Origin of the sequence: Brevibacillus sp. BC25, from assembly GCF_000282075.1 — a bacterium.
Lineage (GTDB): Bacteria > Bacillota > Bacilli > Brevibacillales > Brevibacillaceae > Brevibacillus.
Genome location: NZ_AKIX01000079.1, coordinates 1 through 12,885, shown reverse-complemented (window position 1 = coordinate 12,885; position 12,885 = coordinate 1). Strand labels below are relative to the sequence as shown.

The window sequence follows — 12,885 nt, the reverse complement described above, 5'->3', positions numbered from 1 at the left end:
GGACATTCCCATTACGGCAGCTCTCATTATAAAAGAAAGCGCTCCAGCCGTAGCTTCTTCAGCAGTTAAACAACTGTTTAACAGATGATCAGACAACAAAACTCCGCTATCACTAGCGGAGTTTTTTCATTTAACGAGACATGATTTCTAACGAAACGTTCAGTGGCAATGCATGTACGGTTCTGTTTTTCTAGCCGACCCGCACTCCTTTTACATCCGTAATCGCATTTTACGTACCCGGGATACCCCTCCCGATAAGTACGCCACTTCTCTCGCTCGTTTTCTCGTCATGCTACTCTCCTGTTATTTTGAATCTTCCCATAATAATTGTGTTGTAGTAATTGCCATCGGAAAGAACTTTGTCGTTTTTGAGTACTCCTTCGATTTCAAAGCCAAACCGTTTGTACAGCTCAATTGCCTTCGCATTCGTTTGCATTACATTCAACGTCATTTTGGTGATGTGGTTGGCGTCTGCCCAGGCTATCGATTCTTGCAAGAGATTTTTCCCAATGCCATAACCCCAGAACTCTTGCAAGACGCATACACCAAACTCTACTTTGTGCGCAAATCTGTTTAAGTAAACACCTGCACATCTGGAAAACCCGACAATCCGATCCTGTACAACAGCAACTAAAAACAAGTTTCTTGGACTTTCTGCATCCGTATGGATGATGTGTTCGAATCCTTGCACATCGATGAAAGCCTCTCCTCTTTCTCTGTCCAAATTTTCTGTCTCTCCATCGATTTGCAGTCGCAGTTCCGACAATTGTTGTGCATCTGTTTCCATTGCAGAGCGAATCGTGTAGGATAACCCGTTCACAGAAAGTAGTTGTTGGCTGATTATCATCATTTTTCTCCTATTGGTAAAATTTTGGTCTTTTATTCTATCATGGGTAGAAGTTTTTGTGAATCTTCTCTCTTCATAAGAAGAGAGGGAATCAATTTGTTTACATAATATTTATTATGTTCATTTATACGGCAAACTGTGGATATGCTACAATATGGGAAAGGAGCGTGCTCGCATGAATTTTTCCAAATCATTTTATTATACGGTCGACCATTCCAAGGTAGAGGAATATAAGAAGATGCTCGATCTAATGAAAATCCCCTACATCGTGGAAGCTCCGATCGTCTTGCTGAATCAAGGAGCGAATCAATACTCCTTCGTTTTTCCTAACATGTCAGGTCGTCTTTACGGAATGGTGAGCAAGTTATTTCAAACGGATGGGAAGCCATATCCGAAGAATGGAACATAGGCAAAAAAAAGGACCCAATGATTGGGTCAAAATAGGAAGTGGAGAGAATGCAAGCTATGTAATATATTCTAACACAACAAAACCAAAATTCAATCAAACTTTCGAATTTTCCGCATTTTAATGTTAGGTTTCGTGACATATGAACTTCCTTCTTTGTGCAAAAAAGTAAAGAAGCCTTACGACGAGTCGACTTCACGTAAGGTTTCTATACACACACTATGCATGAACATTGATAATTTTCTCCATCTCGATCCATTGACTACCCGTTTGGTTTGCTAATTGAACACGTCTCGCCTTCGGGTCTACCCATTTGACCACACCCCACATGCTACACGTATTCCCCCGCTCCCCCTCAAAGGACACACACCAGCTCACATTCAAGGGATAATTCTCTCTTGCCGAATCTCGCAGCATGTACATAAATGCCTCTCTTTCTTCGTTCGTTACTTCAAAATTGCCGTTCACCACGCTTTTCCACCCGCCTAATTACGAACATTTGATATCCAGATACTCATCATGTGTGGGAAATTGTAATTACATTATAGTGATTACGAACATAAGTTCGCAACCCTTTTTTCATTTTCTTCATTTGAACCGCATGAATTGAGCGTTCGCATTGTCAAATGGACCAAAGGAATTATTTTGGGTTGAGGGCGCCAAAAGAAAAAAGCCGTTTTCCCATTGGTTTTGGAAAACGGCTCTTGCTTTTATCTTGATAGTTCCTGTGGTTGATGCTGCGGTCTTTTCTCGACCAGCTCCAAAAACTTTCCGAAGGTAGAAGCGAGTATTTGCTGAAAAAGCATACCGAGAACAACGGGAAGTGCAACAGGCGCAGGAAAGTACGTGATCGCCATAACTGCCCCTGCACTAATGTTTCGCATCCCACTGTTGAAGGTTAACGTGACAATAATATCACGCTCCCATCCGAATAGCCGCGCTATCCCCCACCCCATTACATAACCCAAAATGGCTACAACCAGTACGAGGACCGCCATTCCCACCAGCTTAGCGTCCATCATATGAAAGTAAGAAGAGACCATCGAGCTGTTGATCGCGACGACAACCCCCATTCCCATCTTAGAAAATGGCGCTAATTTTGGTGCCAGCGTTTTTTTGACGTTCCCTTTTGATAAATGATTGAGCAGCATACCGACAAGAGACGGCAACACAATCATATAAAACAAACCCTTCATCAGTTCAGCTAAATCCATCTCGACTTTTGCCCCTAAAAACAAGGACATCCCCAACGGAACAATCAATGGGGAGAGCATCGTATCCAACAAAATAATGGATAGTGTCAGTGCGATGTTCCCGAAATAAATCGATGACCACAAAAAGCTCGTGATCCCTGTGGGAATTAAGGCCGCCAACAAAAAGCCCGTAATGACATGGATATCATCCGGATAAAATAACCGTGCCATTGACCAAGCAACAAGCGGCATAAGTGCATGAAGAATCAACAAGTTGACGATTAAAGGAAGCGGTCTGGTCAGTACCTTTGCAAATTCTTTAAATCCTGAACCCAGACTGCCGGCAAATGTCATGAAGGCAAACACCCAAGGAGACAAAAAAGCAAACGGTTGTAAATGTGTCCCGGCTATTACGCCAATGGCAACACTACTCGGCGTTAGTATGGGCATGATTTTCTCAAGCGATCGATTCAGTTTGGCTAACCCGTTCATCTGATACACCTCAAGTCTCGTCCTTTGATGCTATTGATGTGAGGTATGTTATCATGAACAGATTATTGTTACAAGACCAAAGTTCATTATTAGATTGCATACGCATCATTTATTCGCAATTTCACCTTGCATACTTTCGAGCATGGGAGTAAAGCCTATGACGGAAAGGAGGTATTTTATGAACGGAATGGATTGGGTAGAATTTATCCGAAAAACCGAAGATAAGATGTATCACCTCCATCGAGCGATAGATGGAATCTGTAATGATCCCGACTATAAAGAATCCGTTACGACCTTGACGGAAGTGGTAAGAGATTATCAAGTTCTTGTGGAAAAAGCAAAGGGTGAATTACGCGGCATCGACCTCCATCGGGATCGAGAGCGCGCGCATTATTACGATCATGATCACCACTAGCCTATATAGACTCCCAGTCAGGGAGTTCTTCTCTATCATGAAATCACAGAATAATCAATACTTTTTGATCGTTCTACCAAAATAGACAGCAAAAACCTCACTCTACCCATGTAGTGTGTGAGGTTTGGGAACCAGGCTATCCCTTCATTTTCTTTTCCAGTTCTTTTAAGGATTTCTTCTTCTGGCATGCCGTTTTTACATCAGTTGGCCACTGTTCGTCACTTAGCCTTTGCAAATCTTTTATCAATCGCTTGTCAGCTGTCACATGAATATTGGCATCTGGGAAGGCCTCTTTTAATTTCTTTCCGACTTCTTTTTGAATCGATTCCAGCTTGAACCGATTAAAATTCGTCACTTGAATAGCCACATCGAGCTCTTTATCGATTTGCATAACCACTATTTTGTCTATGCCCTTCACGCTAGCTGTAATCGATCTCGCCCGCTCTTCCCATTGATAATGTCTGACGGGAACAGGCATGCACAACGGCTCCGCTTCCGTTTTTTGCTTGGTCTCTGTACCAGACTGCTTCGTACACCCCGTTACGGTCAAAGCAAAAGCTAGTGTCAAAACCACGAAAGTTGCCCGCACACAAAACACCTCCTGACCAAAATCACCTGTTACTAGCTTGACCTGGTTCGGAGGAAGTATGTAAAGAAAAAAGCGGTGACTCCTCTGCATAATTTGAGTCACCGCGGACCCCAAGAACGTTTCGAGTCCTATATACAAGGATATAAAAAATCGCATCGAAACGCGATAGGAGATAACTGGATATAAAATAGAACAAAAAAAATCCCAACCAACAAAAAGTGGTTGGGGCGTACGGGGTAGTACGCGTATCTATCATACGTGAATGATATTATCTTATAGGACTTCATTTCTGTTGACAACGAACAATAATAGGTACATTTACCTATAGATGGAATAAAAAAATTGCGCCGACTTTGACTGCATCATTTAGTCGAACGCGTAGAATAGAATCCCCAAGGTTGGATTATACTAGCTAGCTTGGATTACTTTTCTATTATCTTGAAAACTCATCGTTCACGCTATGCGAAAATAATGGTAACAGGTGAAAATATTACCTATAAGGCTTAATCGACCATAGAAGCCCTCCGCTGAAATGTGTTAACAGCTACAAAAAAGCCAGCCAGAAGTTGCTAATCGTGTTATGATATCCCTGTAAAATCTTGAGGAGTTGAGATCATGAATAGAGAGCAATGGACAGCGGTTGATCACTATTTTACGGATAAATTACTGGAAGCCGATTCCGTTCTAGACACAGTTCTTCAAGAGAACGCAGCTGCAGGGCTTCCAGCTATTGATGTATCACCCAATCAAGGTAAATTCCTTCATCTGTTAGCACGAATCCAAGGAGCTCGTTCGATTTTGGAAATTGGCACTCTCGGTGGATACAGTACCATCTGGCTAGCCCGCGCACTTCCAGCAGACGGTCGTCTCATTACTCTCGAATATGATCCGGAGCATGCAGAGGTTGCACAATCGAACATTGCCCGCGCAGGACTGGATCAGATCGTGGAAGTGAAAGTCGGGCTTGCCCTTGATTCTCTCATCCAACTTTACAAAGAAAATCAGGGTCCTTTTGATTTTATTTTTATCGATGCAGATAAAAAAGGAAACCCCGACTATTTCCAATGGGCATTAAAGCTCTCTCGCAAAGGTACTGTGATTATCACGGATAATGTTGTACGAAGTGGTCAAGTCGTGGACGAAACAAGCACGGATCCCAATATTGTCGGTGTACGTCAATTCACCGATATGGTAGCTGAAGAGCATCGTGTCCGTGGAACCGTTGTACAGACAGTTGGCAGCAAGGGCTATGATGGCTTTGCGATCATGCTTGTCACCGGGGAGAACTAGTCTTTTTCACTTTCAAAGGTTGTAACGAGTAGGAGTGTGTACATCTTGTTTTGGCTTGGTTTACCTAGCTTTATGCTCATCGCTAATGTCATTTTGGTTCTCGCGGTACTATCGTTGATTATCAAAGTGTTGGTGAAGAGAGAATAACCTGTGTTTTTTGGAGGTGCTTTTCCTTGGAGCCATTGCGTGATCGGTCCCTCGATTTACGAGAAGTAACAGAGGCAGATCTACCTATATTTTTCACCCAGCAATTGGACAAATCTGCTCATAAGATGGCAGCCTTTACTGTCAAGGACCCTGAAGATAGAGACGGATTCACCGCTCATTGGACAAGAATTTTGAACAATGATTCGATTGTGAAAAGAACCATTGTCATGAATGGGCAGATTGTCGGTAATGTTTTGTGCTTTGAGCTGTTTGGCTTGCCTACGATTGGATACTGGATTGACAAAACTTTTTGGGGCAAAGGAATCGCGACAAATGCACTTACTCTCTTTTTAGAGGAGCTCCGAACACGTCCTGTATATGCGCGTGTCGCCCATGACAACATCGCATCCATTCGTGTGTTAGAAAAAAACGGTTTTCAGTCTTTCGGTGTCGATCGGGCATTTTCGGAAGCACGAGGCGAAGAAGTGGAAGAACTCATTCTGATCAAACACACATGAGTTCAGAAGCGCTTACAGTGAGCGCTTCTCCTCTTTTTTATGCAGCAATCATTTTTTTCGCCTTATCATCCGTCCCTACGTAGAAGATGATTTGATGGAATATTTTGAACTCATGCAAAACCCAGAGTTGTTTACTTACCTGCACATGGACGTAATGCCTCTGGAAAACTACAAACGGTTATTTCACTGGCTACGAAGCAGTTATGACACCCCTTTTGACAAGCCTTTTAAATATTCTGTGGCCATACGCGAAAAGGCTACTGGCAGGTTCATTGGCTGGTGTGGTCTTGGCGTTCTTGATTTTCTGGCTCCAGAAAAAGAGCTCTATTATTTAATCGGACGGGATTATTGGGGGAACGGCTTCGCTTTTGAAGCTGCCTCCGCTCTTACTGCATACGCATTTGATGTAATCGGATTGGATCGATTGTACGCAAAAGCACATCCAGACAACAAAGCATCGCTCCGTATCATTGAGAAGCTCGGCTTCTCGTTTGAACGCGTCTTAGATGGCCTGACTGGGGACGACGAGGACTGCAACGGTGAATGGTTGTATTACAAAAAGGGGCCTGCTTTATGGCAGCCCCTTCACTTCCCTTTTTGAACATGTAAAATTCGGTCACAGAGCGACATAGTAGCTACATTGTCGCGTCCGCTCGACTGCGGAGTCACGCCCTCTTTACAGCATTTCATAAAATGCACCATTTCCCCCACAAAGCCCCGCAAATACAGGTCTTTCACCCCTCCTGACATGGTTGAGATGGAAGGGCTGAAAACGGCAACCTGCTCCGTCAATGATTTCCACGATGCAGCATCCGTTGGCAACGACTGATGAATCGTGAGCGTTTCGACATCATTTGCCCGCACATATCCGTGGTCAAATGTAACGAGCAAACTTTCGCTTTCCCGTGACCATGCGCTCATTCCCGCAAAATAAACACTCCCGACAACCCCATTTTCAAATTGCAAGGAGAGCGTGTTTGCAATTCTTCGGTTGTCGTTATTGCTAAACCCGGATACTTGCGATACTTCACCGAACAAGTACCGCATCAGATCAACCATGTGAATGGCGACAAGCTTCATGAACTCTTCCTCATTTGTGCAAAACGGCGTGCTGTCAACAGTGAATGTCAATTGAAAGGAACGCGCCTCTCCCATTGTCCCCGCAGAAATCAATTCTTTTACTTTCATGTAGCAAGGCGCATAACGTTTCATAAACCCCACCATCAGCACTACTCCGGCTTGATCGGCTGCATCGGCGATCTGAGCCGCTTCTTTCGCATTCCATCCCAGCGGCTTGTCCACGTACACATTTTTGCCTGCACGAACGCAATCCAGCACCAAAGAAAATTGATCATGTGGCTGAGCTACGATTACCACTCCATCGCAATTCTCTTGTTTGAGCATGCTATTATAGTTGTCGTAAGCTGTCCCCCTGCTTCCGAATCGCTGGAGGGCAGCTGTCGACCGTTCCATACTGCGAGTAGCAATTGCCTGGATGACTGCCCCCGCTTGCACGGCTGATGGAATAATATTCGTTGTCGCATGGAAGCCGGCTCCGATAAAACAAAGTTTTGAATTCCTCACTGTTTTCTCTCCCATTCATTCAGGATGTTGTCTGACGTATTTCGATCATATCCCTGCTGATAAAACGAAAAAAGGACGACTGTCCCTTTTTAAAAGAAAGAGTCCCTCATGGTGGTCCCATTTATTTAAATTGATCGACCGCTTGCATCAGTCTCAGAAGCTGCTCCGGTTCGATCACAATTTTCCCCTTCGCGATGGACAAATAGTGATTTTCTCTCAACCGTTTGATTGCCCTGTTGACCGATCTGATGCTAATGCCCAAACGTTCCGCCATATGTTGACGCTTCAAAAGTATTATCGCTGCCTTGTTGTCGACCGCATTCTCTTGGGCGAGTTGGATCAGAAGAGACGCCATATTATAGAGAACCGGATAAAAAATGTTTTCCCCGATCTTGGAAGACCGGTGATGGACCTTGTTGGCAATTGTTCTGGCGAGTTCCTTCGCAAAGACGTGACTGCTTTCAAAACAAGTGAGAAAGTCTTCGCGACTCATCTGGAGCGTCGTGCAGTCCGTAACCGATTCGACTGTACAATCGTAGCGGTGAACCCCCGCCAATAGTTCCGTATCTCCAATCCATGTATACGGTTCTGTATCCGTAAATGCATAGATATTGCCATTGTCAAACTCGTTTACAATCCGCATGGTCCCTGCGCAGATGATATATACATGACGGATGACTTCGTCTTTTTTGCAAATGACAGTATCCCTGGGAAATTTCCTGACGATAAACCGATCACGGATCTCAGAGGGAATCTCTGTCAACATGCTGCCCAGCTTCTCGTACTTTTTTATCAATTGGGAGAGCTGCATATGGACTTCCTCTCTTTCCATTCTAATTGTAGTGAATCGTCTAAGACTTAAGTGGCAGGTAGATTATACCACAAGCTGTTTTCCAACGATCAATAAGCTATTCTTTCGAAAGCAGTCGTCAAAATCTTCCTACATGTGTTATAATAAAAGGACAGTATTCTCTTCTTACCGAATTTTTGAATAACCAACACAATTGAATGCGGTAGTTCTTAAGATGATCTCCTGAATCAACGAGGATCATCTTTTTTGTTCTTTCTAACAAACATCACATGACGAAAGGTTGTAGATTATATGGAAGCATTGCCTTGCCAAGGCTGTAAAGGATTGTGCTGTGGTCCTGTTCCTATAACAGAGAAGGAATATAAAATGTTAAACAAGAAATTGAAAGCGCTTCCAACGAAACTCCGTGACGATCTGAAAAATCAACCGAGACTGTTTGGGACTTGTATCTTCTACGACATACACAAAGATCAGTGTGGCATTCATAGCGTTCGACCGGAAGTCTGTCGCGCTTTTGGATATCACAAAGACCTTGTCTGTTTTCGCAAACCAGAATTGGCGACGAAGGAAACGCTGACCTTCAAGGAGACACATATTGGGTATTTGAGTATTGATTTTACCTGGAAGCATTTTTAAAGAAATGGAGCAAATCATGGATCACAGCTGAATAATCATGTTATAGACTGCCTCATTGAACTATACTCATCTTCACTTTCTACACTTGATACGCGATAAAAAATGCCGAGGAAGGTCCGCCACGGGTAGTGTATGAGAAGGAGGCTAATTATGTTGAGGAAGAGTACCAATGTAGCTAGAAGGTCAGCAGTAATGACTGGGGTGTTATTAATAGCCGGGTTGGTTACAGGTATATTAAGTGTTGTTCCTGTTATAGATGGAGCAGACTACCTTGTCAAGGCTTCTACAAATGAAAGCCAGGTACTGCTAGGGGCGTTTTTCCAGTTGTTCATGATTGTTGCCTATGTTGGTATTCCTATTTGGTTGTATCCGATTTTAAGTAAACATCATAAAGGTTTAGCTCTTGGATCTGTTGCTTTTGGCATCATTGCGGGTGTGTTCATTATTCTTGGTGTAATCACTCTTCTGTTGCTATTGACGGTAAGCCACGAATTTGCAAAAGTTGGAACTATGCAAGTATCGTCTTTTCAGACCCTAGGTGGATTGTTACGGGAAGGACGTGATTTGGTCAACCATGTGGCAACGACACTGGCATTTGTTTTGGCTATGTTCTTGTTTACCTACATATTTTACCAAACAAAATTAGTTCCACGTTGGTTGTCAGTCTGGGGTCTTATTGGGTCTACATTGTCCATATTGGCAAGCTTATTATTTATGATTCGCTTCATCGGGCTGGATACAGCCTATATGATATTGAACGTTCCGATAGCCTTTCAACAATTGATTTTGGCTATATGGTTAATCATGAAAGGATTCAATCCAACGGACCAGGATTCTGTATCCCAATTAAAATGAAAAGCTCTAGAACAATTCGAACTGGCTTGATTATTCCACGTATTTTGATCCATGGCCCCCTATTCGAAAAAGGCAGCCGCAGTATAGAACAAGTTAACATGTTCTACACCGCGGCTGCCTTATCTGTTTTTGGTCAACTGATTAAGCTTGAAATGCTTTTTTCAATGCTTCCAGACCATCTGTATAGATTCCGTGGAACAGCTTGATAACCTCATCCTCGCTAACGCCTACCGGTGTAAAATTACCAGACCATTCCACCAGCGTTCCTTTCCCACCATTTTCACGAACGCGGATCGTAGATTCATAATTGGTAACAGGAAAGGGTGCTTGCATAATGGAGTAGGTGTAATGGCACTCTTTCTCATTGAAGCCTACTAGGCGCTCAATAATCACATCGCCATCCGGGTTTTCCAACCGACGCACCCGTCCACCTTCGCTCAGTTCGCTGCTTGGAATATAAGGAAGCCAGTCCGGTAGTGAGTTAAATCCACCGATCAATTTCCATACTTGATCAGGAGAAGCAGAGATTTCAATGGTTGCCATTGTGTTTGCCATGTTGATTACCCCTTTTATAGTTAGATTGGTAGTGGAGCGTCTTGCGCCACCAGTTTCTGTTCACGCATTTCCTGCCAGAATGCTGCAGGAATCACTTCGTTCATTGCAGCTACGTCTTCCGTGATTCGATCTGGGCGACTCGCACCAGGGATGACGGCAGCAACTGCCGGATTCGCAAGCACAAATTGCAGCGCAGCAGCCTTGACACTAATATTGTGACGATTGGCAATCGCTTTGATGCTATCGACTTTTGCAATGATTTCAGGGGATGCTTTCTGATACTCGAAGTGTGTACCTCCGGCCAAAACACCTGAGCTGTACGGCCCTCCAACAATAATCTTGGCATTCATTTTTGCCGCGTTTGGCATCACACGTTGCAAGGCTCGGTCATGATCCAGCAGGGAGTAGCGACCAGCCATCAAGAAGGCATCCGGTTGTGCTTCATCCAATGCCATTGCGATCTCGATTGGCTCTACACGGTTTACGCCGAGGCCCCACGACTTAATAACGCCTTCATCACGCAAACGAGTCAGGGAACGAAATGCACCTTTTCGAGCACTTTCAAATTTGGAAAGCCACTCATCGCCATAGAAGTCCTGTGCGATGTCATGAACGTAGACGATGTCCAGGCGATCAGTCTGCAACCGTTTCAGGCTGTCCTCGATCGTTCGAAGCGTACCGTCTTCACTGTAGTCCACGTGGATCTTATTTTTGCGACCATATTCGAACAGTCCGCCTTTTTCTCCCAAATCACGCGAAGTTGGATCTTCCAGTTCATCCAGGATGATACGCCCAACTTTTGTGCTCAACACATATTCGTCACGCGGACGTTTCGCCAGGGCTTCACCCAAGCGAAGCTCAGCCAAGCCGGCACCATAGAATGGAGCGGTGTCAAAGTAGCGGATGCCATTCTCCCAAGCTGCATCGACAGTAGCCAGCGCTTCTTCTTCCGGGATGTTGCGGAACATATTGCCCAGCGGCGCCGTACCAAAACCAAGTTGTTTCCCTTGCAAAATGTTCTTCATATATGAACTCCTCCTAAAAGATGTGATTTACTACTTTCGTATCGACGACATCCCGTAAACGATATAATCGTCTTTTTCAAAGGTGATGATCATCTTGAGACTCATTATGAGGTGTAGTCACATCAAAAAAAGTACGCACTTTCTAGTGCTGTAGGAACCTGGGAGTAACCATTTGCAAGGAAGCATGGTTCTTGATGATAATTTTAGACTGTTCCAATAAAAGAAAAAGCGGCGGTTTAAGACCTTAATAATAAAGTCTTAAACTACCGCTGATGTTGTTTCACTAACGAACCCGTTTCACTGTGCACCAATGTGCATCACAGATTGTCGCTCCCCTTTACTCCACACCTACCAAAACGTGCTCCAACGCATCCAACGCCTGTTCCGCGTCCGCACCATCCGCTGTCAAGACGACCGATTGTCCTTTTGAAACAGCAAGAGACATGACCCCGATAATACTCTTGGCATTGACCTTCTTCTCATCCTTGTTCAATCCGATTTCACTGGAAAAGGAAGCTGCCACTTTCACAAACAAAGTAGCCGGACGCGCGTGTAATCCCTGTGCCAACTGGACGATGACCTGTCTTTCTCTCATCTAATTCACTCCTATCCCTTTCTGGTAATATCGCTACAGGCCTTCTATAGCAGTCAGCAGTTCTTCTACTTGATCCAAACGAGTCAATCCCGTTTCCTTGTCGACGATCGATGTATAAATGTGCGGAATGACCTGCTTTGCACCTGCGGCGAGGCATACCTCCACAATCGGACGAATCGAAGCGGCATCAATTCCGCCAGTCGGCTCAAAAACGGGAATCCCGTAACGTACGGCTGCTTCTGCCATGGCCTTGATTTCATTCAGCCTTTCTAGCCCGTCGACTGGATAAAATTTGACAGAGTGTACGCCAATCTCCGCCAGCATCGCGGCGGCTGCATCGCAAGAGAGCAATTCAGACACTTTGTTGCTCATTGGTCCCGTGGTGACTTGAACCTTTCCTGATTGTCCGCCGGGGGCAATCAATGCATTCACGATGGTATGTGTGTTGCCGACTGCCTGAAGCCCCCCGAGCGTATAGCCTGCTGCCGGAAATACCTGATTGACGTGATCCGGTTGGGTCTGCACCGCGACCTCAGCGACTTTTTTCCATTGAGTAGGATCACCTGCGCCCAGCCCTACAGACACTGGTACACCTGCTTGCTGGTATTGTTCAACAGCGGTTATTGCTGCTTCTACGGACGCAAATCCTTTGACCAAGATCCCAACCAGAGCCCGGCCATCCGCTATGGAACATATTTGTTTTGCGTTTTCTACATCCCTTGCCAAAAGGTTTAAACGAATTTTTTGTGTGCCCACTTTTGTTATTCTCCTTCTCTCTGTTTTTGCAGCAGTTCCCTCATTCGCGCTGCAATGATGTGCTCTTGCCCTTCGTGAAACGGTCGTGGATCAAAGGCAATCACTCCCGTATTCACATAATGGTTGCGGGTAAAAATAGCTGGATTTCCTTGCTCCAGCTGGCGTGTAAGC

17 protein-coding genes are annotated in these 12,885 nt (G+C 44.5%); 7 read left to right on the top strand and 10 right to left on the bottom strand.

Features of this window, described 5'->3' with window-relative positions:
- Positions 1–292 precede the first annotated feature (292 nt).
- Positions 293–847, bottom strand: coding sequence for a GNAT family N-acetyltransferase (locus PMI05_RS20825; RefSeq protein WP_007725928.1), 555 nt, complete (start codon positions 845–847; stop codon positions 293–295).
- 175 nt (positions 848–1,022) lie between these two features.
- Here PMI05_RS20825 and PMI05_RS20820 point away from each other — a divergent pair, with 175 nt between their 5' ends.
- A complete protein-coding gene (locus PMI05_RS20820; protein WP_007725927.1) occupies positions 1,023–1,256 on the top strand; it encodes a hypothetical protein in 234 nt (77 codons plus the stop codon).
- A 216-nt stretch (positions 1,257–1,472) separates the two neighbouring features.
- Here PMI05_RS20820 and PMI05_RS20815 read toward each other — a convergent pair whose 3' ends face one another.
- Together PMI05_RS20815 and PMI05_RS20810 are read right to left on the bottom strand one after the other, a co-directional pair.
- Positions 1,473–1,721 carry a YolD-like family protein gene (locus PMI05_RS20815; RefSeq protein WP_238543336.1) on the bottom strand — a complete coding sequence of 83 codons (249 nt, stop codon included), beginning with the start codon at positions 1,719–1,721 and terminating at the stop codon, positions 1,473–1,475.
- A 242-nt stretch (positions 1,722–1,963) separates the two neighbouring features.
- The gene (locus tag PMI05_RS20810) at positions 1,964–2,938 is read right to left on the bottom strand and encodes a bile acid:sodium symporter family protein (RefSeq protein ID WP_007725922.1); all 975 of its coding nucleotides are present in this window, start codon (positions 2,936–2,938) and stop codon (positions 1,964–1,966) included.
- 178 nt (positions 2,939–3,116) lie between these two features.
- Here PMI05_RS20810 and PMI05_RS20805 point away from each other — a divergent pair, with 178 nt between their 5' ends.
- A complete protein-coding gene (locus PMI05_RS20805) occupies positions 3,117–3,353 on the top strand; it encodes a hypothetical protein (protein WP_007725921.1) in 237 nt (78 codons plus the stop codon).
- A 136-nt stretch (positions 3,354–3,489) separates the two neighbouring features.
- Here the strand turns inward: PMI05_RS20805 and PMI05_RS20800 are convergent, their stop codons facing one another.
- Positions 3,490–3,942 carry a YhcN/YlaJ family sporulation lipoprotein gene (locus PMI05_RS20800; protein ID WP_007725920.1) on the bottom strand — a complete coding sequence of 151 codons (453 nt, stop codon included), beginning with the start codon at positions 3,940–3,942 and terminating at the stop codon, positions 3,490–3,492.
- Positions 3,943–4,557: 615 nt separating this feature from the next.
- Between PMI05_RS20800 and PMI05_RS20795 the strand changes: the two genes are divergently transcribed.
- From PMI05_RS20795 to PMI05_RS20785, 3 genes are all read left to right on the top strand, one after another.
- Positions 4,558–5,232 carry an O-methyltransferase gene (locus PMI05_RS20795; protein WP_007725919.1) on the top strand — a complete coding sequence of 225 codons (675 nt, stop codon included), beginning with the start codon at positions 4,558–4,560 and terminating at the stop codon, positions 5,230–5,232.
- 173 nt (positions 5,233–5,405) lie between these two features.
- On the top strand, positions 5,406–5,897 hold the full coding sequence (locus PMI05_RS20790; RefSeq protein WP_007725918.1) for a GNAT family N-acetyltransferase: 492 nt from the start codon (positions 5,406–5,408) through the stop codon (positions 5,895–5,897).
- Positions 5,898–5,961: 64 nt separating this feature from the next.
- Positions 5,962–6,498 (top strand): GNAT family N-acetyltransferase, encoded by a 537-nt coding sequence (locus PMI05_RS20785; protein ID WP_081496855.1) that lies wholly within the window; start codon positions 5,962–5,964, stop codon positions 6,496–6,498.
- Here the strand turns inward: PMI05_RS20785 and PMI05_RS20780 are convergent.
- Positions 6,483–7,481 (bottom strand): Gfo/Idh/MocA family protein, encoded by a 999-nt coding sequence (locus PMI05_RS20780; protein WP_007725914.1) that lies wholly within the window; start codon positions 7,479–7,481, stop codon positions 6,483–6,485. The two genes, PMI05_RS20785 and PMI05_RS20780, sit on opposite strands and share 16 nt — an antisense overlap.
- 121 nt (positions 7,482–7,602) lie before the next feature.
- The gene (locus PMI05_RS20775; RefSeq protein WP_007725913.1) at positions 7,603–8,292 is read right to left on the bottom strand and encodes a Crp/Fnr family transcriptional regulator; all 690 of its coding nucleotides are present in this window, start codon (positions 8,290–8,292) and stop codon (positions 7,603–7,605) included.
- 291 nt (positions 8,293–8,583) lie between these two features.
- Here PMI05_RS20775 and PMI05_RS20770 point away from each other — a divergent pair, with 291 nt between their 5' ends.
- Positions 8,584–8,928 carry a YkgJ family cysteine cluster protein gene (locus tag PMI05_RS20770; protein ID WP_039961102.1) on the top strand — a complete coding sequence of 115 codons (345 nt, stop codon included), beginning with the start codon at positions 8,584–8,586 and terminating at the stop codon, positions 8,926–8,928.
- 150 nt (positions 8,929–9,078) lie between these two features.
- A complete protein-coding gene (locus PMI05_RS20765; protein ID WP_007725911.1) occupies positions 9,079–9,783 on the top strand; it encodes a DUF4386 domain-containing protein in 705 nt (234 codons plus the stop codon).
- 141 nt (positions 9,784–9,924) lie between these two features.
- Here PMI05_RS20765 and PMI05_RS20760 read toward each other — a convergent pair whose 3' ends face one another.
- The 4 genes from PMI05_RS20760 to PMI05_RS20745 form a co-directional block, all read right to left on the bottom strand.
- The gene (locus PMI05_RS20760) at positions 9,925–10,338 is read right to left on the bottom strand and encodes an SRPBCC family protein (protein ID WP_007725910.1); all 414 of its coding nucleotides are present in this window, start codon (positions 10,336–10,338) and stop codon (positions 9,925–9,927) included.
- A 20-nt stretch (positions 10,339–10,358) separates the two neighbouring features.
- Positions 10,359–11,363, bottom strand: coding sequence for an aldo/keto reductase (locus PMI05_RS20755; RefSeq protein WP_007725909.1), 1,005 nt, complete (start codon positions 11,361–11,363; stop codon positions 10,359–10,361).
- A 337-nt stretch (positions 11,364–11,700) separates the two neighbouring features.
- A complete protein-coding gene (locus tag PMI05_RS20750) occupies positions 11,701–11,958 on the bottom strand; it encodes an HPr family phosphocarrier protein (RefSeq protein ID WP_007725907.1) in 258 nt (85 codons plus the stop codon).
- 33 nt (positions 11,959–11,991) lie between these two features.
- The gene (locus tag PMI05_RS20745; RefSeq protein ID WP_007725905.1) at positions 11,992–12,714 is read right to left on the bottom strand and encodes a KDGP aldolase; all 723 of its coding nucleotides are present in this window, start codon (positions 12,712–12,714) and stop codon (positions 11,992–11,994) included.
- Positions 12,715–12,885 lie beyond the last annotated feature (171 nt).